19 protein-coding genes and 2 other annotated features are annotated in these 25,306 nt (G+C 38.2%); of the genes, 14 read left to right on the top strand and 5 right to left on the bottom strand.

Annotated elements, in window-relative coordinates; translation table 11 throughout:
* Positions 1–36: 36 nt before the first annotated feature.
* Both QSJ46_RS16960 and licT read right to left on the bottom strand, forming a co-directional pair.
* On the bottom strand, positions 37–1,875 hold the full coding sequence (locus QSJ46_RS16960; protein ID WP_285605068.1) for a beta-glucoside-specific PTS transporter subunit IIABC: 1,839 nt from the start codon (positions 1,873–1,875) through the stop codon (positions 37–39).
* 124 nt (positions 1,876–1,999) lie between these two features.
* A complete protein-coding gene (licT, locus tag QSJ46_RS16955) occupies positions 2,000–2,845 on the bottom strand; it encodes a BglG family transcription antiterminator LicT (RefSeq protein ID WP_285605067.1) in 846 nt (281 codons plus the stop codon).
* A 491-nt stretch (positions 2,846–3,336) separates the two neighbouring features.
* Here licT and QSJ46_RS16950 point away from each other — a divergent pair, with 491 nt between their 5' ends.
* The 10 genes from QSJ46_RS16950 (at position 3,337) to QSJ46_RS16905 (ending at position 13,957) form a co-directional block, all read left to right on the top strand.
* Complete coding sequence (locus QSJ46_RS16950; protein ID WP_285605066.1) at positions 3,337–3,726, top strand: tautomerase family protein; 390 nt, start codon at positions 3,337–3,339, stop codon at positions 3,724–3,726.
* Between the two features lie 26 nt (positions 3,727–3,752).
* Positions 3,753–4,076 carry a carboxymuconolactone decarboxylase family protein gene (locus tag QSJ46_RS16945; protein WP_046526907.1) on the top strand — a complete coding sequence of 108 codons (324 nt, stop codon included), beginning with the start codon at positions 3,753–3,755 and terminating at the stop codon, positions 4,074–4,076.
* Between the two features lie 140 nt (positions 4,077–4,216).
* On the top strand, positions 4,217–5,044 hold the full coding sequence (locus tag QSJ46_RS16940) for a MerR family transcriptional regulator (RefSeq protein ID WP_285605065.1): 828 nt from the start codon (positions 4,217–4,219) through the stop codon (positions 5,042–5,044).
* A 26-nt stretch (positions 5,045–5,070) separates the two neighbouring features.
* Positions 5,071–6,258 carry an MFS transporter gene (locus tag QSJ46_RS16935; RefSeq protein WP_285605064.1) on the top strand — a complete coding sequence of 396 codons (1,188 nt, stop codon included), beginning with the start codon at positions 5,071–5,073 and terminating at the stop codon, positions 6,256–6,258.
* 214 nt (positions 6,259–6,472) lie between these two features.
* Positions 6,473–7,303 carry a DNA alkylation repair protein gene (locus QSJ46_RS16930; RefSeq protein ID WP_107164076.1) on the top strand — a complete coding sequence of 277 codons (831 nt, stop codon included), beginning with the start codon at positions 6,473–6,475 and terminating at the stop codon, positions 7,301–7,303.
* Between the two features lie 274 nt (positions 7,304–7,577).
* Positions 7,578–8,762 carry a DUF1835 domain-containing protein gene (locus tag QSJ46_RS16925; protein WP_285605063.1) on the top strand — a complete coding sequence of 395 codons (1,185 nt, stop codon included), beginning with the start codon at positions 7,578–7,580 and terminating at the stop codon, positions 8,760–8,762.
* Positions 8,763–8,836: 74 nt separating this feature from the next.
* Positions 8,837–9,060 (top strand) — a binding site (T-box leader).
* Positions 9,061–9,097: 37 nt separating this feature from the next.
* Positions 9,098–9,322, top strand: a binding site (T-box leader).
* Between the two features lie 53 nt (positions 9,323–9,375).
* A complete protein-coding gene (gene thrS, locus QSJ46_RS16920; RefSeq protein WP_285605062.1) occupies positions 9,376–11,304 on the top strand; it encodes a threonine--tRNA ligase in 1,929 nt (642 codons plus the stop codon).
* 153 nt (positions 11,305–11,457) lie between these two features.
* Positions 11,458–12,027, top strand: a complete 570-nt coding sequence (locus QSJ46_RS16915; protein ID WP_285605061.1) for a hypothetical protein — start codon at positions 11,458–11,460, stop codon at positions 12,025–12,027.
* A 23-nt stretch (positions 12,028–12,050) separates the two neighbouring features.
* The gene (locus QSJ46_RS16910; protein WP_285605060.1) at positions 12,051–13,334 is read left to right on the top strand and encodes a hypothetical protein; all 1,284 of its coding nucleotides are present in this window, start codon (positions 12,051–12,053) and stop codon (positions 13,332–13,334) included.
* Between the two features lie 341 nt (positions 13,335–13,675).
* Positions 13,676–13,957, top strand: a complete 282-nt coding sequence (locus QSJ46_RS16905) for a hypothetical protein (RefSeq protein ID WP_039177194.1) — start codon at positions 13,676–13,678, stop codon at positions 13,955–13,957.
* A 55-nt stretch (positions 13,958–14,012) separates the two neighbouring features.
* Here QSJ46_RS16905 and QSJ46_RS16900 read toward each other — a convergent pair whose 3' ends face one another.
* Positions 14,013–15,521, bottom strand: a complete 1,509-nt coding sequence (locus tag QSJ46_RS16900; protein ID WP_285605059.1) for an AcpB/EbpR/MafR family transcriptional regulator — start codon at positions 15,519–15,521, stop codon at positions 14,013–14,015.
* Between the two features lie 706 nt (positions 15,522–16,227).
* Here QSJ46_RS16900 and QSJ46_RS16895 point away from each other — a divergent pair.
* The 4 genes from QSJ46_RS16895 to QSJ46_RS16880 all read left to right on the top strand — a co-directional run bounded on the left by QSJ46_RS16895 (position 16,228) and on the right by QSJ46_RS16880 (position 24,413).
* The gene (locus tag QSJ46_RS16895; protein WP_285605058.1) at positions 16,228–22,371 is read left to right on the top strand and encodes a SpaA isopeptide-forming pilin-related protein; all 6,144 of its coding nucleotides are present in this window, start codon (positions 16,228–16,230) and stop codon (positions 22,369–22,371) included.
* A gap of 21 nt (positions 22,372–22,392) precedes the next feature.
* Complete coding sequence (locus QSJ46_RS16890; protein ID WP_058837499.1) at positions 22,393–22,995, top strand: class D sortase; 603 nt, start codon at positions 22,393–22,395, stop codon at positions 22,993–22,995.
* The gene (locus QSJ46_RS16885; RefSeq protein ID WP_285605057.1) at positions 22,988–23,314 is read left to right on the top strand and encodes a hypothetical protein; all 327 of its coding nucleotides are present in this window, start codon (positions 22,988–22,990) and stop codon (positions 23,312–23,314) included. The genes QSJ46_RS16890 and QSJ46_RS16885 overlap by 8 nt, the downstream gene beginning before the upstream one ends.
* Before the next feature lie 286 nt (positions 23,315–23,600).
* Positions 23,601–24,413, top strand: coding sequence for a leucine-rich repeat domain-containing protein (locus tag QSJ46_RS16880; RefSeq protein ID WP_285605056.1), 813 nt, complete (start codon positions 23,601–23,603; stop codon positions 24,411–24,413).
* Between the two features lie 39 nt (positions 24,414–24,452).
* On the opposite strand, the gene QSJ46_RS16875 is transcribed toward QSJ46_RS16880, so the two are convergent.
* Together QSJ46_RS16875 and QSJ46_RS16870 are read right to left on the bottom strand one after the other, a co-directional pair.
* A complete protein-coding gene (locus tag QSJ46_RS16875) occupies positions 24,453–24,767 on the bottom strand; it encodes a DMT family transporter (protein ID WP_003217878.1) in 315 nt (104 codons plus the stop codon).
* Position 24,768: 1 nt separating this feature from the next.
* Complete coding sequence (locus tag QSJ46_RS16870; protein ID WP_047202046.1) at positions 24,769–25,113, bottom strand: DMT family transporter; 345 nt, start codon at positions 25,111–25,113, stop codon at positions 24,769–24,771.
* Positions 25,114–25,306: the final 193 nt, after the last annotated feature.

Genomic DNA, 25,306 nt, shown 5'->3' with positions numbered 1-25,306 from the left:
GAAGAAGGACAAGGCGATGTTGTCCTTCCTCCTTTTTTATTTTATTAATGTCAACAATTTGTCTTTTGCTGATACAGTAGAACTAGCTGTTTCAATGATTTCTAGATACGCATCAGTATTCGTTATAATGACTGGTGTTGTAATCTGATAACCTGACTCTTTAATGTTATCAATATCAAATTGAACCAATTGGTCACCGGTTTTCACTTGATCTCCCTGTTTTACGATCGTAGTGAAATGTTTACCTTCCAGCTTCACTGTATCTATACCAACATGAATGAGTATTTCCGCTCCAGAATCAGAAGTAATTCCGATCGCATGTCCTGTAGGAAATAAAGTTGTAACAGTGCCATCAACGGGTGAAATGACTTCTCCTATAGTAGGTTCTATTGCGATCCCTTTTCCCATTATTTCTGTTGAAAAAACGGAATCATTAACCTTGCTTAGAGGCTTCACATGACCAGTGATAGGGCTGAGAATGTTCTCTTTTTTTTCTTGCTTCACTTCTTTTGTTTCATGATCTTCTATGCTATTCTTTGTTCCTTTATCCTCAAAACCCAAGAAATAAGTGAGGAGAGCTGCTAATAAAAATGAAACCGATATTCCAATTACATAATATACCATCGGTGAAACCGAGAGTATTGAAAACACACTAGGAAATGCAAATGCGACACTTTTAGCTCCAAGTGCCCCTATAATTCCACCTCCGACTGCTCCAGAGATTGCAACATAAGGAATGGTTCTCTTATACCTTAGAAATAAACCGTATAGAATAGGTTCAGTTACTCCTGCTAAAAATCCAGGCAAGAATGTTGAACCGGATAATTGTTTGAGTTGTTTGTCTTTCGTACGTAAAAAGATACCTAATGCTAACCCCATCTGAGCAAACGCAGCACATGCTGTCATAGCAGCTAATGGATCCACCCCATTTTGCGCTAGGTTTTGTATCATGATTGGCACAAGGCCTGTATGGATTCCAAGAAGTGTTAAGAATGTCCATCCACTTCCCAAAACGACTCCTGTAATAATGCCACTTTTTCCGCTTATGAACGTGATAAAATCGCCAATTGCTGTACCCACATATAATCCAAATGGACCGAAAATAAGTATCGTAAAAGGAACCATAATTAATAAAGAGATCATAGGAATTAAAAACAACTGTAAATTTTTGTTGATCGTTTTTTTCAAAAACTTATCTAATAATGAATAAATAGAAGTTGCGATGAATATTGGAAATACAGAAGCTGAATAATTTGCTACGATTACTGCAATTCCAAGAAACGTAACGTCACCTTCGACATTTAATAACCCCGTGAAGTTTGGCTCTAACAAAGCTGCTCCAATTAACCCACCGATATATGGATTTGCACCAAGTTTAGTGGAGAGCGTAATCCCTACAAAAATTGGTAAGAAATAGAAGATAGCGTTGGAAGCTGCAGATAAAATGAAATATGTGCTGTCTTCCTTAGAGAGCAACCCGGTCATTGTTAAAAGAATTAAAAGAGCTTTTAACATACCTGAACCTGCAAGTGCACCTAGTAATGGTGTAAAGGTTCCAGATATGATGCCAAATATTTTTGAAGACAATGATTCCTTTTTGTTTGATGGGGTAGGAACATTTCCTGTATGAATCTTACCGCCCTTTACAATTTCCTCATATACTTCTGAGACATGTGGTCCAACGACTACTTGAAATTCTCCACCGCTGTTTACAACCTTTAGAACCCCATCCATATTTTCTAATTCTTCTGGAGCTGCTTTCGTATCGTCTTTTAATGTAAACCTTAAGCGAGTGGCACAGTGAACGAGACTAGAAACATTTTCATCGCCCCCAACATTTTGCAAAATTTCTTTAGCAAATCGCGAATCAGTCATAATTAAACACTCCTCTTTTTTGAATGTCTTTGCTAGTGATTTTTGAAATGATTAAATAAAAAAACCTAAATTAAACACTCAATTGAGTTCGTTTAATTTAGGTTTTGCCCTAGTGGTGACAACCCTAGATTTTATTTGTTTGATTTTTTAATATTCTTTCAATATGAATCGTTAAATACATCATTTCTTCGTTTGTTAAATTATACGTATATTTATTTTCAATGAATTTCTTTATTTTTTCTGAACAAAGGTATGATTCAGGATACTTTGCTTTAATGACCTCAAATAAATCATCATCATTTTGATTAATATAATGGTTACCTTTTACTAATCGCTGTGCAAAAAATTTCAAATGAGTGATAAATCGATAGTAATTTAGCGAATCTTCATCGAAATCAACCTTAAAATGGTACCTAATGACTGTTAGTATTTCTTGCATAACTTTTGTCATGTTTTGAACGTTGTTCATTTCTTCATTTAATTCAGCATTCACAAAATGAAGTGCTAAGAAACCAGCTTCATCCTCTGGCAGAATGACGCCAAATTTTTCACAAATCATATTTAACGCTTCTAAGCCAATTTCATATTCTTCCCTATATAATTGTTTCGTTTCCCAGAGCAAACCATTTTTTATTGGTAAATTGCTGTTATAACGTTCAATTGCAAAATGGATATGATCTGTTAAATGTAAATAAATGCTTTCATTTAATTTTTTGCCTAACTTCATCTTTGCATATGCGATGATTTTTTCGGATATTTCCATATAATCAATAGGCATATCAGTTATAATGGTTTTGAATTTATTTTTAATATCTTCGTTTTCCAAAGTGAAAATTTTATCAATTTGTTGTTGATTGATCTCATCACCTACACGTTTATTAAAAGCAATTCCACGCCCAATGATGATAATTTCTTCTTTATCTTTTATTGAAACAATTGCATTATTGTTTAGGATTTTTTCAATTTTCACTTTGAACACCTCCGATAATAAAAAAAGGCAAAACCTTACCTTTTTCTAAGGTAGTCGGTTTTGCCTGATTTAACAGTTACAACCCGTTCTGTATACGCTTACTCAATCCTATCATAGGACTTATGAATTAGCAATATAGGCAATTGAAAATTTTTGTGTTTTTTTTGGGGGGAAAATGACTCACAAAAAAACAAAGGCACACCCTGTAAAATTTTAATGAATCGAAAAGAAATAAATTCATACATCACTGCACAGAGAACAAGCAAAGGGTTCATGATACCGGAGTTTTTGAAGAACTGGTCGTCCGGCAAGAAAGTAAAAGTGCAGTGCAGGCAATAAAAAATTCAACTTTACATAATACTCCGCAGGTAAGTCTATTTCTAATAATCTCCATTCGAATTATGAATACTATTTTATATATTATTCAATTATACAAAATAAATATCGCGACGTAGAATGAAGTAAGACAGAAAAAGGGAGATGACATTCATATGCCATTTGTGAGAGTCAGTTATATTGAAAATGAGTACGATAAAGAAAACTTAGCTTCTATTAGCCAAACGATCATGAAGGCTCTGATAAAAGAATTTCATGTTCCTGAAAAAGACTACTTTCAGGTGTTCAGTTCACATAAGAAAGAAGAATTTTATTATGACCCCAATTATGTTCTTCGTCATGAGAGGGATCAGGGTCTCTTGTATATCCAGATTACATGTGGTTCAGGAAGAACTCAGGAACAGAAGCAGTCTTTATATAAGGAAATAGCTGATCAGTTGTATAATCAACTCCATATACCAAAAGAAAACGTATTCATTATGCTGGTTGAGACGGGCTTGGAGAATTGGTCCTTTGGAGAGGGACTTGCTCAAATGATCAAGTAACGGAATGGATGGAAGGGGAAATAGCTATGCATCAACCAATCAAGCAAACTGTAAAATTCACTCTCGGAGATTTTGCTCCAGCATTTGTTGAGTACTCAGAAAAAGTTCTCTTTGGAGATTTGTGGAGAAGGGAGGAACTTTCTCTTAGAGATCGCAGTATGATTACAGTCTCAGCTTTAGTAAGTACGGGCAGTCTGAATCAGCTGGAATACCATTTACATCTTGCCAAAGAAAATGGTGTCACGAAGAACGAATTGATTGAAGTCATCACTCATCTTAGTTTTTATATCGGATGGCCTAAAGCAGCTTCAGCACTAGAAGCGGCTAAACATATTTTGGAGGACAAATAAAATTCATCAAACAACGAGCCCTATTTGAGATAGGGCTTTTTTATATGCGAATAAATTGTATTTTAAAATCTTCTGTTGACTTTCCCCTTTACTGAAAGGTTTATACTTTGATCAGATCAACAAAACGGAGGAGATGCAGGTTGTTCAAGATTGGCGATTTTTCTATGTTAAGTAAAGTCCCTGTCAAAACCTTAAGGTATTATGACCAAATCGATTTATTAAAACCTAAACAGATCGATCAAGATTCGGGATACCGGTATTATTCAGCTGAGCAGCTGCTTGAGGTCAATCGAATTTTTCTGTACAAGGAATTAGGCTTTACGTTAAAGCAAATGGGACAGCTTCTTCGTGAAGATATTTCTGTCGAGCAGATTCAGGGCATGTTTCTCCTGAAAGAGAGTGAGATTCAGCAATTGATCGAGAGAGAACAGCAGAAATTAGCGCGTATTAAGGAGCGGATGCACCTCATCAAACGAGAGGGGTGTGTTGAAAAAGAGCAGGAGGTCATCATCAAATCGGTTGAAAGCAAACACATCATGTCTTTTCAATCCAACGGAACTGTTGACGAAATCTCATTATTCTTTGAAATGTTTCATCATTTGTTACAAAAACATCCGCAAGAATTGAACTCTGAGCCACAAATCGTGCTGTGGAGGGAATCACTTGCTAAAGAAAGTGAGTTCGAATTTGAGGTTGGGTATTCCGCTAAAGCGTTAAGGGGCTCTCTTCCTCAGGGAATTACGATGCGCACGTTACCAGCTGAAAAAACCATGGCGACGCTCCTATTTCATTCAGATTCTCCATTTGCACAAACTGCTTGTGTTGACCTGGCGACATGGATTGAAAATAACGGATATCGCGTGAAAGAAGATCAGCCGGGCAGAGAGATTTATTACCCATTGTCTGAAAATGAAGAAGGAAGACTCATTGAAATTCAAATTCCTATAAAAAATGAAGTCAAATCGTAAACATTGCCCAAAGGAGAAACGTCACGATGAAAAATAAAGCCGTTGTTTATTTACTTGCTTTAGCAGCCTTTTTAATCGGAACGATCGAATATATCATTACAGGCATTATTCAAATGGTCGCAGATGATTTACAGGTCACAACATCAGCTGCTGGATTATTGGTCACATCCTTAGCGCTCTCAGCAGCAATCGGGGCACCGATTGTCATTGCACTGACCATCAATATCGACCGCAGAAAAATATTATCATGGATGCTGATCATTTTTACTTTAAGTAATATCATCACAAGTGTCAGCCATTCGTTTGAAATGGTGCTGATGACTAGGGTTTTACAAGGAATTAGTGGAGGGACGGCCATTGTGGTGGCAATGGCTGTGGCCACTCGGCTTGTAGAACGAGAAAAAAGAGGAACAGCCATTGGCATCATTTTAATGGGACTCAGCAGTTCCTTGGTTTTAGGTGTGCCAATCGGGACATTTCTAAGCAGCATGATGGGATGGAAAGCATTATTTGCAGCCATTGGATTGATCACGCTCATTCCGCTGATTGTTGTGTATAGGCGCATCCCTTCTATGAAAGAACAAGAACCGGTGACGCTAGGTATGCAATTATCGATATTAAAAGATAAGAGAATTTTGCTTGCGGTGGCAGTGACACTCTTTTATGTAGGTGGATATTCTACTTTATTTACCTATTTAACGCCCTTCCTGCAAGAATCAGCAAATCTTAGCATGACAGAAATCAGTGGCATTTTATTACTAGCGGGAATATGCAGCTTTTTGGGCTCCAGTCTTGGAGGGGTAGCAGCAGATAAAAAAGGCCCAACATTCACGATTTTCTCCGGAATTATTCTACAAATCATCATGCTTATGCTGCTAGCATTTGTGACAGGGAACCTCGTGGTCATGGTGGCGGTGATCATGATATGGATGATTGCTACATGGAGCACATCTCCAGCTCAGCAGCTGTATCTCGTGACACTTGTACCCAAATCTCCTGATATCGCATTAAGTGTCAATACATCGTTTATTCAATTCGGATTTGCTTTAGGCTCGGGGTTAGGAGGAGTTGTGTTAAGCAAAACATCTATATTAAACCTAAGCTGGATCAGCGCTGGAACGGTTCTTCTCGCTTTACTCATGACTATTCTGATGGTGGCGTTTGATCGAATCTCTCAGCATAAGAGTTTGAAGGTGATGGAGCAAGGAAGGTAACATAGATTTACTAGTATTGAGGGAACTACTTATTTCGGTAGTTCCTTTTTTAATTTGAAGAATGCACCATTTGAGGAAGTTTATTTGTTACAATAGGAGTAAATATCCAAAGAATGAAGGGATCAACTTCACACTAGCTTTTTAAGGGTGAATAATAAATTATTTTAAAAATGTATGTCAAACATAAGTACTACTAGACGGGAGAGAATACATAATGCCAATAAGCGAGGACATCATCAATCGTAAAGGCGCTCGAAAGGGGAGTGACATTCCTCATGACGTCTTGATTCTTTTGAATCAGGGAGAGTTAGAGAGTGTCAATTTAACTGAATGGTTGGCTGTCAATCACGTGACTCTATTACAGCATGTTTTGCCGTCTATTGGTTTAGACAAACATTTAATCGATCTTTCAGCTGAAATCGCGAAACAAAAAGCGGAGTCAGGCATGAAAGCGATTCGTCTTATCGGTCATTTGTTAGATGAAGTGCTGCAGGAAGAAAATGAGGAAAAAAGAGTGGAAGTCATACAGGCATGCAGCCGTCACATATCTGATAGCGTCCGCTGCTGGGCTGCTTATATGAACAAGCAGCGTTCATCCTCTTTGGAAGAGAAACTAGCGTACATTCAGCCATTTGCAGCTGATCATCATTTTGGTGTACGCGAAATTGCTTGGATGTCAGTGAGAGAAAGTCTAAGTCAACAGCTCGATCAAAGTATAGAATATTTAACCGAATGGGCAAAAAGCGAGGATGAACATATTCGCCGGTTCTCTGTAGAGGCGATCCGTCCAAGAGGTGTATGGACAAAGCATATTGAGTTATTAAAGCAGGAACCAGAGAGGGCACTGCCTATTCTAGATGACCTCAAATCTGATCCATCAACATATGTTCAAGATTCTGTAGGAAACTGGCTGAATGACGCTAGCAAAACACAGCCAGATTGGGTACGAAACCTGTGCGAACAGTGGTCAATGGATTCTGATACAAAAGCGACTAGCAGAATTGTTAAGAAAGCCAAGAGAACGATTGTGAAGGGGAATTTGTGAATTAGAGCATGATCTACATTCCTTTTACGAGGAGATTTCTATCAATAAATCAATCGGAAAGAAAGTCTCAGAGAGTTGTACGCAAATGGCCCCATTTCGTGGGGCTTTTTGTTTTTCGTAAAAGTCTAGCTTCCACTGTTCTGCCATGATTACTTCTGTAAAGATCTAATCATCTCCTTGTCATACTTTTGAATGAAATTGACTCAATAGAATTGACGAAAGAACCATGAATAGGTGAAGATGAAATAAAATGTAAGATAAAGGGAGACGAATGATGATACATATCATATTTGGGGCGGCAGCTGCCGGTAGTTTAAAACAAGCAATACGTGAAATGAAGCAAAAACAAATAGATGATGTCATCGCTTTTGATGATATCTATTCAATTGGACCACTTCTACATTTACACGAACATGAAGGACAAGCGAACCGTATAGAATGGCTGCGTAACGTGATGTCAAATGAATTTGGCTATTTTGACGACATGGTCAACGATCAGCATAGAATGCTTCAGCAAATAAAAGAAATAAAAGCTGGCAGTCGTATACTCATCTGGACAGGCAGTAATGCACATGAGCAAATTGCCTTGCGATATGCCATCTATTTATTAAAAGAGAAAAGCATTGAATTGTCTGTAATCAATATAACGACAGCATTTGATCAGCTGTTTAATACGAATACAAGAAGAATGATCCTTCGACATTCCGGAGAAATCGCATCTGAAAAATTTGAAATTTTGTATGAGAGTAAAGAGCATATTCACCCAGTGACAAAAGAAGAGAGAGAAAGATTACAAAACGAATGGCTTTCACTTGCTAAAGAAAATCATACGCTGCGGATATGGCAAAAAGGACAAGTGATCAGCGTACCAGAAGATGAATTTGATGCTTATTTAGTGAAAATGGCTAAGCGGCTTCATCAGTCCGCGCCAGAAGAGGAGTATATCGTCACTCCACGCTTAATAGGAGAAGTCATTGGTCATTTAGATCAGTATATCGGTGATGATTTTATTGAATATCGATTGAAGACATTAATTGATCAAGGGATGTTTGACATGAGAGGAAAACGAACTTCCATGCGTTATTACTCGATTAAACTGACAGAGTTCGGTCAGAACTTCAAAAAATGGGTGTGCTGTCGAGAGTTTGAGGATCATCCTTTTGTGAAAATTGAAGGAGATTACGGTGGTGAACCTTTTCATTGCGGGCATTGTCAATGTCATTTAGAAAGAGATGATGTACCAATGAGTGATACCCTTTTCTCAAAGTTATGGAATTGGAATATACAGTATGGCCGCTGGTTTGACGAAGAAACCGATGATTTGCTGCCAAATGGTGTAGACATGGAAAGAAAGTTCAATCAAGAAGGAGAGCGAATCACTGAAGAAGTGAAACGAGCCTTATCTCCTGCGTTTCAAATTGAATACAGCCCAAGTGAATACACACAATATTACATTTAAAGAATGAATTTTGTTATCACTGCACAAAATAATCCTTTACATCATCCATTATCATCATGTAAGATATGGGGAAATTAAAAGCGAAGAAAAGGACATGAGCCATTTTTACTGGTTATCAGAGAGGGAAGTCACGCTGAAATCTTCCTAACACAGAAAAGTTGTCTTACCACCTTTGAGCTGTATTGGGGAAATTACAGTATCCAATATCGTTTACGCCACGTTACGGCACCAGAGCCATAAAGCGAATACGCGTTATGGGAATTTGGGTGGAACCACGGATCACACATTCGTCCCTCTATGAGGGATGGGTGTGTTTTTTTGTACACTCATATAGGATCATTGCTTTGAAAAGGACATGAGCAGCTTTTATCGGTTACCAGAGAGGGAAGTCACGCTGAAATCTTCCTAACGCAGAAAAGCTGTCTTACCACCTTTGAGCTGTATTGGGGAAAATTGCAGTATCCAATACCGTCAATGCCGCGTTACGGCACCAGAGCCATAAAGCGAATACGCGTTATGGGAATTTGGGTGGAACCACGGATTACACATTCGTCCCTCTATGAGGGATGGGTGTGTTTTTTTTATTTCAAAAAATAGGAAAGGTGTGTCAGTTATGAGAGAAAACATGGTGAAGATTCAATTTCCAGATGGAAAGATAAAGGAGTTTCCCGCAGGTACGACTGTTGCAGATGTTGCCTCCCATATTAGTCCGAGCTTAAGAAAAAAAGCAGTGGCGGGAAAGGTCAATGATCAAATGGTTGATTTAAGTGAAAAGCTAAACAGCGATGCTGGGCTGTCTATTGTCACACTTGATTCAAAAGAAGGGGTTGAAGTGCTGCGCCATACATCTGCACACGTATTAGCCCAGGCTGTGAAAAGGTTATATGACAATGTCACACTAGGAATCGGACCTGTCATTGAAAATGGATTTTACTATGATATGAAGCTCGATCAAACATTAAGCGTAGAGGATTTAGCAGAAATTGAAAAAGAGATGAAAAATATCATAAATGAGAATCATCCTATCCAAAGAAAAGAGGTCTCTTACAAAGAAGCAGAAGCGCTGTTTGCACATGATCCATATAAGCTGGATATTTTAAAAGATCTGCCCTCTCAAGAAGCCATCACAGTTTATCAGCAAGGAGAATTTGTAGATTTATGCCGCGGGCCGCATGTACCTTCTACAGGGTACTTAAAGGCATTTAAACTAACACGTGTTGCAGGGGCTTATTGGCGGGGAGATAGCAATCAGGATGTCTTGCAGCGAGTGTATGGTGTAGCGTTTCAGTATCCAAATCATCTAGCTGATTATCTTCATTTCATGGAAGAAGCAAATAAACGTGATCACCGGAAATTAGGGAAACAGTTATCCCTCTTTATGTTTTCAGAAGAAGCGCCAGGCATGCCGTTTTATTTACCAAAAGGTCAGATTGTCAGAAATGAATTAATGGCCTTTTCAAGAGAAGTGCGAGGAAAAGCGCAATACGAAGAAGTGAGTACACCGTTTATGATGAACCAAGAGCTTTGGGAAAAGTCAGGGCACTGGGATCATTATCATGAAAATATGTATTTCTCAGAAGTAGACCATACAAGTTTTGCTTTAAAACCGATGAACTGTCCAGGGCATATGCTCATGTTCAAAAACAGCTTATATTCATACAGAGACCTCCCGATCAGAATGGCTGAGTTTGGTCAGGTGCATCGTCATGAATTTAGCGGAGCGTTAAATGGATTGTTCAGGGTCAGGACATTTTGCCAAGATGATGCTCACATTTTTTTAAGAGAAGATCAAATCGAAGCTGAAATCAAACAGATTTTCCAATTAGTTGATCATGTGTATCGGACATTTGGGTTTGAGTATTCAGTCGAGCTATCCACTCGTCCAGAAAAAGCCTTAGGGGATGATGCCATTTGGGAAATATCCGAAACAGCACTAAAAAATGTGCTTGATCGTCTAAAGGTCGACTACCAGCTAAATGAAGGAGATGGGGCATTTTATGGCCCGAAGATCGATTTTCATATTAAAGATGCCCTGCAGCGGAGCCATCAGTGCGCCACAATTCAGCTGGATTTTCAAATGCCTGAGAAATTTGATTTAACATATATCAACGAAAAAAATGAAAAGGTACGGCCAGTTGTGATTCACAGCGCCATTTTTGGTTCTCTAGATCGTTTCCTTGGCATTCTCATTGAGCATTTTGCGGGTGTCTTTCCATTATGGCTAGCACCAGTACAAGTACAAATCATCCCAGTCTCAACTGTTCACCTTGATCACTGCTTAAAGGTGCAGCAGCAATTAAGAAGTATCGGAATAAGAGCAACAAGCGATGAACGGGATGAAAAACTTGGCTATAAAATGAGAGAAGCACAAATGCAAAAAATTCCTTATATCGCTGTCATTGGCGATACAGAAATGCAAGACAACACACTAAATATGAGACAGCACGGAGAAAAGACTTCAAAGCAAATGTCTGTTGAGGATTTCAAATGTTTAGCAGCTGAGCAAATAAAAGACAGAAAAGTGGCTCAAGACATGCTGTGATGATTTCATTACGAAGGGTGAGACGTCTATTGAATGAATGGGCGTCTTTCCATTTCTGCAATGGAAAGGGGAAATATTGAAACATTTTTTCAATAAAATCGTAATAGAGATAGAGCGCTTAACAGAAACATTTGAAACGAGGAGGAGTATTGTATGGAACAAGCTGCATTAAAAAAGATGAGGTCAAAGCAAATAGTCGTTTCTAATTTAATAGCCGGCATCATAATCGTCGCTTTTTTTATCTTGATTCAAATGTCTGACATTCGATTTACACATTTCTTTCTTTGTTTAGGAATTATTATGCTCTTTCTAAGTATTTATGGTTTTATTAAAAAAGGATCAACAAAGTCTTTCATTCCCCTTTTCGAGCAGATAGCCATTTATGAAAAAGAAAAATTGGGGGAAGAGTGGGAGAAAGAAAAGAAGGCAGAAAATATTTCAAGAGTAGTATTAAGTGGTCTGATGTTCCTTCAGTCATTCAGCTTCCAAGATGTAACAAATCCATTCTTAAACATACAACCTATGCTTTTAATTTTCTTATTATTTGTAACTCTAGCCCTTATTAATTTAAGCATGCTTTTTCGCTTTAGAAAAATCGACCGGTCGACTGATGAGCATGAATTAAAAGGCTTTACAAAGAAAACAAACATGGTGTCAATGGTTTTAGGATTATTAACAGCGATCGTTATCTTCGGCTTTATCGTCATCTTTCTTCTTCCATAAAACTGAATTTTGAGGTGAAACAAATGAATGCAAACATCCAGCAACTGATCGATCAGACAAAGACGAAATTTGGATTAGATCTTTACTATCTAAAAAGGCACAGTTTTCATCGTTACGTCAATATGTTCAATGAAACGGTGTATACATTGAATATGGAATGGTTTCCCTCTCATGAAGCTGAACCCGAGGACGATGAGCTAAACCCGGACGGCACTGCTGTGATTGACGTGAATTTGAATACAGGGCAGGTTGAAACGGTTATTTTTGTCATGGATAAAACCTTTGCGAAGAATGGTGTCACATTTAAGAGGCCTTATCCAGCTCATGCCATTCAATGGATTGAACAAGAAACAGAGTTGATTGATGGTGAGCATTTTCACTTGCATCAAAAGAAGAAAGGGGAACTTTTTTTCGAAGAAGCAATAGATGGTGTGAAAGTGACGCCTTCAGGCAGAATCGAGGTGAAATGGAATGAACATGGGCAGCTCATTCACTTTATACATCGAGGGCCATTTATGGCAAAAAAACGACTAAGAGCTGAAGAATATGTGCTTTCCATTGATAGGATCGAGAATTTAGCTCAGCAGCAAGTGCAGCGGTTTGATTGGCCAGCCTTCGAGCAGAATCGAATCCGCCCTATATATGCGTTAGAAGAAATTTATGTCAAGAACGATGGGACAGGAACGATACCATTTGAAATTGGGCGTGAAGAAACACATTGTATACACATGAATCAGGTGATGGAGTGGAATGAACCGTTAAACAAAGCCTTTGAAAAAAAGGAAATCAATATAAACGAGGACATTACTGCTGAACAAGCCTTCTCACTGGAGCCTTCACCAGATACATTCCCGATCTCAAAAGAAGAGCAAGCTGAGTGTATCAAAGCGGTTCGCACCTTTTTGGCGCAAAAATATTCAAAGGATACAGGGAAGTGGGTGCTAAAAACACTCCACCGTGACCATGGCTACATCGAAGCGATATTAAAAACGAATGAGCAAGAAGGCTGTGGATTTATGGATAAGATCAAGATCTTCATTGATGCCAGCACTTTTGAAGCCATTAATTACATAGATAAAAAAGAGATGTTTCAAGTATGCGGGATACTCAATCCATCTCAATCAGCTAGTGAAATCACCATATCTCAGAAAGAAGCTTTTGAAACATTGAGAGAACGCCTCGAACTTACACCCATCTATGTCTATGACGATGTGCAAAAACAATATGTTTTATGCGGCAAGCTTGACTGTCATGATGGCGTTGATGCAGTGAGCGGCGAAGTTTTCTCTTTGACAGACCTTTCATAACTTCTAAAAGAACAGTGAGCAGCTGTTCTTTTTTGTCCTATTTTCCTCTTTTTAGAATAAAAATGGAATTTTGTAGAAGGAAGTTGTCGTTTCATCACGAAAGAAACAGATAAGAATATGATCATAGGTCCATCGGTTGGAATTCGTATTTCATATAGTAAACGTCATACATATTGAAAGCCCATTGCAGTAAAGTTGATCTACAAATCTTTTAGAAGAAAAAATGAAATCATGTCTCTAGTAGTAGCGAAAATAGGCGGACTGAGATCATAGGGTGAGTTGAACATGTTTGTTTTAGGTAAGCTTAAAGCTATAAATAGAAGAAAGTGAGGATATCTAACTTGAGTACATTGGAAGTGTTTCGTCAGTTTTTGGTTGACCATTATCCTGCGTTACAAGATGAGCTTTGGTTGCAAGATGTTGATACCCTTCGAATCTCTCCTATTCTTCATCCTTTTCTGAAAAGCAAGCTGCCAGAAGGAATCGAAAAATTCACTTGTGTCCTATTCACGCAGCAGACAGATCAAACTGCTGCACCGCTCAAAGTCTACCTTCTATTAGATGAATATGAGCAATCACTTTATGCTATTGATTTGATGAATGAACAAATAGCGCTTCATTAATATAGAAGCAAAAAGCTGCTTGAGAGAGCTCCTCAGCAGCTTTTTTTGATGGAGATTAGTCGATCATATCAACCAATCTTCGATTCAAGTTGTCCAATTCTTTCTTTGTTGGAAAAGAGCTGATCAGCAGCGTCGATCGTCCAAATTGAATAGGAAGCTCAGTATCGGTCACAATCATATCAATCCCAAGTCGATCCATTGTCAGTTCATTTAATGTATTTTCTGGACTTGTGAAAATATGAATGAGAGGAGGCAATCTTAATTTAATTAAATCCGCAATAAACAAACTATGATTATAACCTAATGTTGAAATGACAAAAATGTTCAACACGTTTCTCCGATCCATTTCCAAATGAACAAGCCCCCTCCAGTTAGAAGTAATGATACGAATCAATTCTCGTTCATTTTTCACAAAAGAAGCAAGTATATCGTCTGTTTTTAACTCTTGGATGATATGAGTAATCCTCGAATAGAAGTAAGGAAGCTGTTTTTTTACCTCTGATAAATACCTCGATTTCTTTTTGAAAAGGAATCCATCTCTTACGGTAATTTCCCTAGAATACACATAATATTGGAGAAGAATCAGTGTCATCACCTTGCGATTAGCCACCTCTTGATGAAAAATCAACTCCAATTGATTGATAAAGAAATGAATGGCTTCGAAGAGGTGTGGTGTATGCGATTGAAAGAACGTCAATTTTTCTTCGACAGTTTCAATTGATTTATAATGGCCAATAGCTGGTTCAATCAATAGTAAAAAGACAAATTCGTGACGATCCAACGTAACACCAAAAGTGTCCTTTGTCATTTGGCAAACGTGTTCTTCCAAGTTTTTGATTTGATTATAGATACCTTTAGCTGTAGATGTTTGTTTTTCCTTATCCATTGAGTACGTATAATTGCGTCGTATGGTAAAATTTTTCCTCACTCGGTGTATGGAAACGGCGAGCCATAGGCAAAATTTATCTATCGCCACATCAGGTAGATTGACTTCGAGCACCTGAAATAGCTTTTGTAAAAAATCAACTGCATCTTGCTTTTGAATATCATCGAATGGCCAAAGCCTGCTTCCATAGACTTCAAACAAAAATTCCACAAAAAATTGGCGAATCTCCTTCTCATTTCCATGGAACTGCATACTATCTGGTCGTAACTCAATGTCATACGAGATAAGAAGCGAATTGATTTTATGAATGGTGTTATACAATGTGGATCTACTGATATTCAGCGTGTCCATCCATTCATAGAAAGACCTGTTTTGTTCAAAGAAAACGCCGTCAATCAATCGAATTTCAATCGTATCTTTTAGAATTTCTTTGATATAGTAGTCGACTCGTATCGTCTGTGTATAACAAATGGATATGCCTTGTCTTGGCTTTATGTGGATTAACGGCTCTCCGTTCTCTGTTTGGAACGACTTCATTTGTTCTAAATCGCTTTGAATCGCACGAACCGAACCGATTTGTTCATTCGATATCTCTTGAAGGCTCCACCACTTATCTTTTGATACAAGCAGTTTTAAAATTTTTATCCATCTCTTTGATTTATTATCAATGAGCTCCATTAAACAACTAACTCCTTCCCTTGGCTTGCCTCTATATTATGAAGTTCACTTAAAGAACATTTGATTTTCTAAATAGGCATAAAATGATTTTAATGTTTAGGCTAAATCGTTTTGTCTTCACTTTTCATGATAAAAGAGAAAAAAATTAGACGAAAACAAATATTATTCGTTAATTCTCCATATTTTTCTTTTAATAGGTGATAATTATGCCATGAATCCTATAAAAATGGATCATTTTAGATATTTTGTTTATTTTTTTGCTGTTGAAACGGTAAATGTAAGAATAAAATGCAGCAGATTTTTGATTACCATATGAAAGGGAGTAGAAAGGAATGCGGTCTATATGATGCTGAACTGTCTAACCATACATACCATATGATACATGCTTGTTTCATATGAACGAACTATATGTGAGTGCGTGCTCATATATGCATGTATTTATAATTTATTGTTTATTCCAGTATAAATAGAAACATTCTTCATGATCTCTTTCACTATTTCCCATTTCTATAGACCCCTAACCAGTCATTATACCCAGTACTCATGATTCCCTTCAAACTCATGATTGATCAACTCATTTTATTCATAGGGTCTTAAGGTGCAGTTTTTAGAAAATATTTGATCAGAAGCGGAGTGATTGATCGGACAGTATACAAATGATTTTTTTATCGTTGTTGAAAATTAATTTAAGAAAAGGGTGGATGTATTGAAAAGAATATTGTCGCTGGCACTCATTACAGTGCTAGTCATACAATCTAGTATATTAGGAGTCTTGCCTTTAGCAGGGGCACAAGCAAAAGAAATTCAAGAAAACATTTATGGGGATATTGAGTTTGCTGATAGCGAAGGCAACAAGTTATCAAACATGGAAGATCAGCAAGTAAGAAAGGCCACTGTGCATTGGTCTATAAAAGGAATTGATCTAAAAAGGCAATATCCGTATGTATTCTCTCTTCCTTCAGCCATCCAGGTAGAGAAGGAGCAGAAGGAACCGATTACTGTGGGTGACATACCTGTTGGTGAGTATACTGTTTCAAAACAAAATGAAGTGACGGTGAAATTTAAAGAAGATGTTGAGATTGATCCAAATTTAGCGGGATCAATTGACATCGATGTTACCAGTATAGCTGAGCAAGAAGAGAAAACAAAGCAAAATGAGGGTGAAGAAAGCCTTCCAAAAGATGACTCAACCTCATCTGAGAAAGATAAAGCTTCTAACAATCAAGAAGCCGCTCAAACGAAACAAAACGATGAAGATGAATTACTAAAAAACAAAGTGAGCGTGTCTAAGCGTGCAGGGCTGCAAAGTGTTACAAAACAAACGCTGATACAAGAAAATCTCCTCACTGATGCGAAATTAATATTTGAAGATCAGGAAGGAAATTCAGTTGAGAAACCAGATATCAACTCGCTGATTTCCATTAACTATGAGTGGGCCATCCCGAACGGTCATAGCTATAATGGCGGGGATGAATTCCATTTCAAGGTTCCAGAGGAATTAGTGATTTATGAAAAAATCGATCGTCTTGAGATGAAATTTAATCAGGCAACCATTGGTTATTTTTCTGTAGATGAAAGCGGAAATGCCTCCATCGAGTTCACAGATTTTATTAAACAATATTCAAATATTCATGGAACACTTCAAGTGTGGACGCAATTAGATCAACAAACAGTCATTACTGAAGAAAAAGAAGTGGTCATTACCCCGATTGAAGGCAAAGATACGATATCGATCCCGATACAATACATTCCAAATGGTCCAAACGTCTCTAAAAAGGGAGAACCAAATCGATCTTACAATGCTGAAACCATTCAATGGACAGTAGATTTTAATATGGACTTAGAAGATATCAAACAAGCGAAGCTATTAGATCCGATTCAAGAAGGTCAGGCGTTGAAAAAAGATTCAATCAAGCTTTATCGTATCGATACAAAGCTAAATGGTGAAACATCGATTGGTCAGCTGCTTGATGAAAACCACTACACAATCGGTCAAACAGCAGATGGTCAAGATTTCACGATTGAATTTAAAGATGACGTGCATCTAGCTTACCGTTTAATGTATGAAACGGACATTACAAATCAAGATCAGTCTGCGTTTCGTAATAAAGCGTCCCTTGTTTCCGGTGATAAAGTGATCAGTTCAGCAGAAGGCACAGTGAATGTGACAAGAGGCAGTCCTTTAAATAAAAAAGCAGCGCACTACGATCCAGTCACACAAACAATTACGTGGGAAATTCGATATAACTATAACGAAAAAAAGATTGCTGAAAAGGATGCTTTGTTAGAAGACTACTTTAATGGCACACAGGCGCTGATTTCTGATTCATTTCAAGTCAAAGAAGTCACAATTGATCAAAATGGCAACGAAGCAGGGACAAAAGCGTTTGAAAATTATGTAGTTCAACCTCAAAAAAAGGATGAACAAAACGGGTTTACCTTGCAATTCAATCAAGATATTCAATCGGCTTATCTCATCACCTATCAAACAAAAGCAACCGAGCGGGTTTTTGAAGCTGAAGAGATCATCAATACCGTAACAGCTGGCAAAGAGAGCAAACAAGGGAAGCAAAGAATTGACCAGCAAATCCTAACGAAAAATCATGGAACACCGAATTACAAGACCAAGACCATTCCATGGCGTATCACCTTCAACAAAGATCAACAAACGATGAACAATCTAATATTAAAAGATACGTTTACAAACGAAGGATTGACGCTGCAAAAAGATAGTTTAAAAGTGACGACAGGCAATTCAGTGCTTGAAGAAGGCACAGATTACCTAATAATTGAACATGAAAATGGATTTGATATTCAATTTACGAAAGAGATTAAGACAGAACATATCGTCACATATACAACATCTTTTGATTATGAAAAAAGAGCAGATAAAGACCAAAAGAATCTGCGTAATCATGTAAAGCTTGAATGGGTAAATGAAGATGGCAAGGATTTGACGAAGGAAAATCAATCTGTCTTCACACCTGACACATACACGCAGTCTAATGGTTTTAAGAACGGAACTTATGATGCAAAGAAAAAAGAGATCACATGGAATATTGGTGTGAACTATAATTTGAAACATCTAGAAGAGGCGAGAATCGAGGATTTCATTCAAGGAAATCAGCGTTTGCTTAAAGATTCAATCACCGTCTATTCGCTTGATTTACAAGGCGGGGAAAATGGAGCAGAAGAAAAAGAGGTATTAGCGAAAGAACATTATGACATCAAATTCCTTGAAAATGAAAAGGGAGAAACGGGCTTCGAAGTCATTTTCAAAAAAGCCATTGATTCCCCATACAAAATCACGTATCAAACAAGTGTTGAAGGAATGGATTTAGTACAGAAAACCTACGAAAATAAAGCGACCCTTTATGATGGACAGACAAAAGAATCAGATGTGAATGCTGTGGTGTCCATTCCAAATGGAGGGAAATACACGAGCAAATCAGGAAATCAACAAGGGAAAGTTATTGATTGGAAACTGAATATCAATTTTGGTCAATCTACAGTCCAAGATGCGACGATTATAGACCATCCGAGCAGTAACCAAGCCATAATAGAAAACTCATTTCATCTCTATTCGACGACAATAGATGAAAAGGGGCAAGTGACAAAAGCAGAAGAACTGGAAAAAGGGAAGGATTATGAACTAGACCTTGAATTCGACCCAGATTCTTTTCAAATCAAATTTAAAGAAGAAATCACAAGACCATATATTTTAGAATACCAATCTCTCATTTTAGATAAGGTGGGAAGTACACTTCAAAACGAAGTAACGTTTAGAGGTGAAAATGTAAAAGAAATCAAAAAGGAATCCGAAGCCTCAATTGTGGTCAAACGCACCGCTGGCATGGGGGACGGCACAGGAGCGATTGGTGCTTTAACCGTTAAAAAGGTAGATGCGAGTACTGGAAAAGCGCTAAAAGGAGCAACCTTCTCACTTACAGATGCTGCGAGTGGCATCGTCATTGGTACAAAGACAACAGATGAAGAAGGATCTCTTCGATTTGATCGTCTTCTGTATGGTGACTATATCGTGACAGAAGAGAAAGCACCTGATGGTTATATTAAAACCAAGGATCCGATCCATGTAACGATTGATCAGCCTTACGAATCGGGAGATCAAGCGAAATCAGGAAATAGCATGACGGTGGAGAACCAAGAAATCCGCCAGCATGTCAAGTTAACGAAAAAAGACAAAGAGACGGGTGCAGCATTAGAGAATGCAGAATTTGAACTAAAAAATGAATCTGGAGATACCGTCCAAACCGATTTGAAAACGGACGAAAAAGGAGAAATCCTTTTCAAACATCTTGAGCCAGGTTCCTATTATTTTGTTGAGACAAACGCACCGAAAGGCTATCAATTAAATCAGCAAAAATGGCCGTTCACCATTAAAGAAAATCAAACAGAAACAACAATTGTAACTGCAGTAAATGACATCATCAAAGGCTCAGCAGAATTGAGCAAAATAGGTGAAGGCGGAGAGCGACTAGAAGGTGCACAGTTCAAGCTTTTAGATCAAGATGGGCATGAGCTAAAAGATTCGCTTGTCACAGGAGAAAATGGCAAGATCACGATAAACGAACTAAGGCCGGGTACGTATCAGCTCATTGAAACAAAAGCACCCGATGGTTATGTATTAGATGAAACGCCAATCAAATTTGAAGTACCACTTGATCCAAAGGAACCAGTCGTCATTTCGCAAAAGAACTTCTATGAAACAAGTGCATTAGAAGTGATAAAAGAAGGGGAGGATGGCAAGAAGCTTCAAGGTGTTCGATTTGAAGTGTTGGATCAAAATGGCAAAGTCGTGCGTAAAGATTTGACAACAGATGGAGATGGGAAGCTTTTGGTTGATAACCTCAAACCGGGCAAATATCAGCTCGTGGAGACAGAGAGTATTGATGGTTACCAAAAGAAAAATAAATCTTATCCTTTTACCATCGAAATCGCACAAAAAACACCGGCAGAAATCAAAGTGATCAATGATCTCAAAACTGGATCTGTCCAGCTCACGAAGCTCGGTGAAAAGGATGATGTGCTTGAAGGAGCAGAATTCAAGCTTGTAGATGCAAATGGAAAAGAGATGAAAACAGGTCTCGTCACTGATCAGAACGGGAAGATCATCGTCAACGATCTGAAGCCTGGAACCTATCAGTTTGTTGAAACGAAGGCGCCATTCGGTCATGAGCTTGACGAAACACCTGTCACTTTTGCTATTCCATTTAACCCTGAGAAGCTGGTCAGTGTGACGAAAGAAAATAACCGCACTACAGGCGGAGTGCTGCTGCACAAAAAAGGTGAAGATGGGAAATCATTAGAAGGGGTTGTCTTTGATCTATCTGATGATAAAGGAAAGATAGTGGCAGGAGGAGAAGGAATTACAACCAATCAGGATGGAAAGATCACCTTCACAGGTCTAAAACCTGGAACCTATCAATTTGTTGAAAGAAAGAGTCTTGAAGGCTATGAATTGAGTACGAAACCACTTGTCTTTCAAGTTGAATTAGGTCAAAAAGAATTGATTCAAGTGGAGGCAATCAATCAGCTTAAGAAAGGTTCTGTAGAACTCACAAAAATAGGAGAAGAAAAAGAAAGATTGAAAGGCGCAGAATTTACACTTTTCAATGACGATGGCAAAGAATTGATGTCAGGTTTAACAACAAACGAGAAAGGCATCATCACTGTCAACGATTTGAAACCAGGCGCTTACCAATTGGTTGAAACGAAGGCTCCGTTTGGACATAAACTAGATGCAGAACCAGTAGAATTTAAAATTGATTTCAACCCAAATCAACAGGTGAAAGTGACAAAAGAAAATATTCGGACGACAAGTGCTGTGAAGCTTCAGAAAAAAGGAGAGGATGGTCAGTTGCTCGCTGGGGTGACCTTCGATCTGATGGATGAGCATGATCAGCGTATTCAGAAAAACTTAAAGACAGACAAAAACGGTCAACTGACAGTCGATCAACTGAAGCCAGGAACCTATCGATTTGTCGAAATAGCAAGCATTGCCGGCTATGAATTGGATCAGACACCTGTCTCATTTACGATTCGTTTAGGTCAAGACAAACCAGCAAAAGTAGAAATGATCAACAAACTGACGCCGGGAGCAGTGGAACTGACCAAAATCGATGATGAGGGACATCCGCTGGAAAAAGCAGAGTTTGCTCTTCTGAGTAAAGAAGGAAAAACGTTGAAGAAATCACTTGTAACGGACCAAAAAGGAAAGCTTCACATCAACGATCTAAAACCGGGAGAATATCAATTCGTTGAAACGAAAGCACCTCACGGCTATCAATTGGATAATAAGCCGATTCTGTTCACAATTGAGAAAAATCAGCAGAAGCCGCTTCAATTAACAGCGAAGAATCACTTGATCTTAGGAAGTCTGCGTATCATAAAGGTAGACCAGCAGACAGATAGAACCTTAAAAGGGGCAGCCTTTGACATTCGGACAAAAGCCGGGAAAACCATAAAATCTGTGACAACAGGAAAAGACGGAGAAGCCATTGTCAAAGGGCTTAAACCTGGAGAGTATCTACTCACAGAGACGAAAGCACCAGATGGTTATGTAGCTTTAAAGAAACCGCTCGCTTTTACAATTCAAATGGGCGAAGTGGAGATCAAGACAATGATTGTGAAAAATGCACCAGTGAAGAATGAAGAGGACCACACGAATCCTCCAGCTTCAGATAAAGGGGATCAACATCCGCCTCATGACTCAAACGGAGAGCTGCCAAAGACTGGAGAAGAATGGCTGCGTTACTTGATGTATGCAGGGATTTTACTAGTAGCTTCTGGAACTGTTCTTCTTGTTCTTAGAAGAAGAACCATTCAGTAAAAGGAAGGAACGAGTGTATTGATGAAAAAAAGAACCTTATTAGGGAGCTTTTTGGTGGTCACTGGGCTGATGCTCATCTCCGTTCCTTTTCTATATGAGTGGCGGACTTCTCAGGAGACAGCAGCGATGGAACAGGCATTAAAGATGATTGAAGAAAATGAAAGTGATGCCCTTTCTTCAATTCCACATTTAACTGTGTCAGAAGAAGACCTGCGAGATGTGATGGAACTAGAGATCCCGTCAATTGATTTAAACGAAAAAGTGCTTCCTGTTACAACAAAAGAAAATTTAGGCATTGCACTGACTCAAATTAAATCTCATCAAATGCCAGGTGAAGGAAATTTCACGATTGCAGGCCATAGAGGGTATAGAGGCGACCGCCTTTTCCGGCAGCTGCCAGAGGTACCTAAAGGAGAAAAAGTCGTCTTACATCATCAAGCTGAAACATACGAATATAAAATTGTCAGCTCTGCTACGATAGAACCGACGGATGTGGATGTATTAAAGGATCGCGGGAAAAATGAACTGACATTGATCACTTGTACACTTGATGGTCAGAAACGCTTTGTCTTAAAAGGAATACGAATCAACGCTTCAAAGGGTGAACAGCTGTCGGATGTATAACACCAACATAATAAATGATGGATGCGATAGAAAAGCAGCGCTCACGACCGATATGTTACACCAATTGTTATCAAAGCAATATCCAACTTTAAAAAACGAACGTTGGGATGTTGAGGTAGATACAATTCGGGCTTCACCTATTCTTCACCCTTTATTAAGAAGAAAGCTGCCAGTTGGTATTGAAAAATTCACATGTATTTTGTTCACGCAGCAGACAGCAGCTTTTGGAGAGCCTTTGATTGTGTACTTTCTATTGGATGAGAAAGGCGAATCGATTTACGCAATGGATCTATTGCTTGAGCAGCAAGATACCCATTAAACGAGAAAGATTTTAAGGTAGAAAAATAAAATCAGTCATATCATGAGGACTCTAATTCGTATACGAATTAGAGTTCTTTTATTTGTTTATATATAGGCGTTTTACTAACATTATTATCTACTAAAATTAGCATATCAATTGGTAGAAGTCCGCTGCCTAGCAGATAGTCTCCAATGACTGCTTCATAAGAAATATTTGAAAATGCTAAAGATCATAATGTGTTGACTCCAAAATACTGATAAAATTTATTTGGATATTCCTTAATTATAGGTGTGGAGGTAAAAGCATGCGAAAAGAAGACCCCCAATATATTTTTCATCATGATAAACGACCAGAAGTTGTTCATGATTTAGCCGATGTAGATGAAAATTCTACTGACTTGTTAATTACAGGGAAAACAATAAACATTGATAGGTTGAAATCTTTTTCTAACCTGACGAAATTGTGGATTTACAAAGTGGACCAAAAGGAATTCAATACGATCTTGAGTTTAGTTAATCCCAAAATGCTCTTTGTGCATGAACTGAGAGTAGAAGATTTATCAATGATAAGTTCTCTTAAAGATGTTGAGGTATTGGCACTTGAATGGAATACAAAGGCACAAAGTCTATGGGATTTATCAAAAAACACGTTTTTAAAATCTTTATCCATAACAGATTTTTCAAAGTTGAAAGACATAGCCCCTTTGCAAAAAAACACTGGTTTAGAATTGCTGCAATTGTCAGGCGGGGTTTGGAATTCATTAAATTTAAATACGCTTCAACCTTTAAGATACCTCAAGAATTTAAAATATCTGTGCTTATCAAATATAAAAGTGAAGGACGAGTCTTTAGAGCCAATATCGGAATTAGAGGGACTCAAGGAACTTGAAATTTCGAACCAATTCCCGACAGAAGAATATGCCAGGTTATCCGTCACCCTCCCAAATACGAAGTGTGATCGTTTTGCACCATACATCTTTTTATCAAGTCCTATTGTAGATAAAGATGTGATGGTGATTGGAAAACGAAAGCCGAAATTAAATTCAAAAGTGGATGGGGCAAAGTTGCAAAAATACGAAGAACAATTTAAAGCGTACCAACAAAAGTATATAAATTAACTCAAAAAGCAATGGAAAATCAATTCCATTGCTTTTCTATTAAGCAAACAACTTCAGCCCAACCACACCAATCACAATCAGCAGCAGGCTGAGTATACGAATCATGTTTTTCGGCTCTTTAAATAGAATCATATTAAATAAGACAGAGCCTGCCGTTCCAAGCCCGATCCAGACCGTATAAGCGACGGATACTTGAACGGACGAGAACGAGGCGTATAAAAACAAAAAGGATAACGCAAACCCGCCGACAAATAAAATGCCTGTCGTGATTTGCTTTTTCTTACTGAACATATTGAGGCCAATGGTCCCGCCGATTTCGCAGGCAGAGGCTAACAGTACAAAAAACCAGCCCATGTTATACCGCTTCTCCTTTCTGCTCATGTGCATCTCCATCAGACACTTTCAGTCCAATAATCCCGAGAATTAAAATGCCCATAAATAAGAGCTTTTCAAATGAAAACGAACCGCCAAACAGCGCATAATCCATCAAAGATGTCCCAATCGTTCCAACACCGGCAAACACGGCGTACACGGTCCCTGTCGGCAGCTTTTCGCAGGCCTTCATTAAAAAATAAAAATCAACCGGGATCAGGCAGATAATGATGGCCCACTCCCACAACGCATCTGCTCTATTTAAACCAAACACCCAAAGTAATTCGAATAAACAAGTGAGTGCAACATACATCCAGCTTTTTTTCATTGTATTTCCTCCTAAAACTCAAAACTGACGATTCGTCATTTTAAAGCCAAAAAAGAGCGTACAGCAAGTGCTGTACTAAGAATGTCGACAAAGGGCTAAAATGAACTTTATTTTAGCCCTTTGTTTTCTTTTCTGCGTGATAGAAAACCTTTGCAGTCTAGGAAGGACGGCTACTTTTGCGGAGCGAATTTGA

This window comes from Bacillus sp. YKCMOAS1, assembly GCF_030268125.1.
In the GTDB taxonomy this organism is placed as follows: Bacteria; Bacillota; Bacilli; order Bacillales; family Bacillaceae; genus Bacillus; species Bacillus safensis.
The sequence above is the reverse complement of the archived record's forward strand: the minus strand, read 5'-3'. Positions and strand labels throughout refer to the sequence as shown.

Bases quoted from the DNA above. Each gene is read 5' to 3' on its own strand.
- QSJ46_RS16945 (WP_046526907.1), top strand. From the start codon at position 3,753: ATGCATCAACCAATCAAGCAAACTGTAAAATTCACTCTCGGAGATTTT.
- QSJ46_RS16950 (WP_285605066.1), top strand. From the start codon at position 3,337: ATGCCATTTGTGAGAGTCAGTTATATTGAAAATGAGTACGATAAAGAA.
- QSJ46_RS16925 (WP_285605063.1), top strand. From the start codon at position 7,578: ATGATACATATCATATTTGGGGCGGCAGCTGCCGGTAGTTTAAAACAA.
- QSJ46_RS16875 (WP_003217878.1), bottom strand. From the start codon at position 24,767: ATGGGCTGGTTTTTTGTACTGTTAGCCTCTGCCTGCGAAATCGGCGGG.
- QSJ46_RS16915 (WP_285605061.1), top strand. From the start codon at position 11,458: ATGGAACAAGCTGCATTAAAAAAGATGAGGTCAAAGCAAATAGTCGTT.
- QSJ46_RS16885 (WP_285605057.1), top strand. From the start codon at position 22,988: ATGTATAACACCAACATAATAAATGATGGATGCGATAGAAAAGCAGCG.
- QSJ46_RS16900 (WP_285605059.1), bottom strand. From the start codon at position 15,521: ATGGAGCTCATTGATAATAAATCAAAGAGATGGATAAAAATTTTAAAA.
- QSJ46_RS16870 (WP_047202046.1), bottom strand. From the start codon at position 25,113: ATGAAAAAAAGCTGGATGTATGTTGCACTCACTTGTTTATTCGAATTA.
- QSJ46_RS16890 (WP_058837499.1), top strand. From the start codon at position 22,393: ATGAAAAAAAGAACCTTATTAGGGAGCTTTTTGGTGGTCACTGGGCTG.
- QSJ46_RS16935 (WP_285605064.1), top strand. From the start codon at position 5,071: ATGAAAAATAAAGCCGTTGTTTATTTACTTGCTTTAGCAGCCTTTTTA.
- QSJ46_RS16910 (WP_285605060.1), top strand. From the start codon at position 12,051: ATGAATGCAAACATCCAGCAACTGATCGATCAGACAAAGACGAAATTT.
- QSJ46_RS16880 (WP_285605056.1), top strand. From the start codon at position 23,601: ATGCGAAAAGAAGACCCCCAATATATTTTTCATCATGATAAACGACCA.
- QSJ46_RS16930 (WP_107164076.1), top strand. From the start codon at position 6,473: ATGCCAATAAGCGAGGACATCATCAATCGTAAAGGCGCTCGAAAGGGG.
- QSJ46_RS16960 (WP_285605068.1), bottom strand. From the start codon at position 1,875: ATGACTGATTCGCGATTTGCTAAAGAAATTTTGCAAAATGTTGGGGGC.
- thrS (WP_285605062.1), top strand. From the start codon at position 9,376: ATGAGAGAAAACATGGTGAAGATTCAATTTCCAGATGGAAAGATAAAG.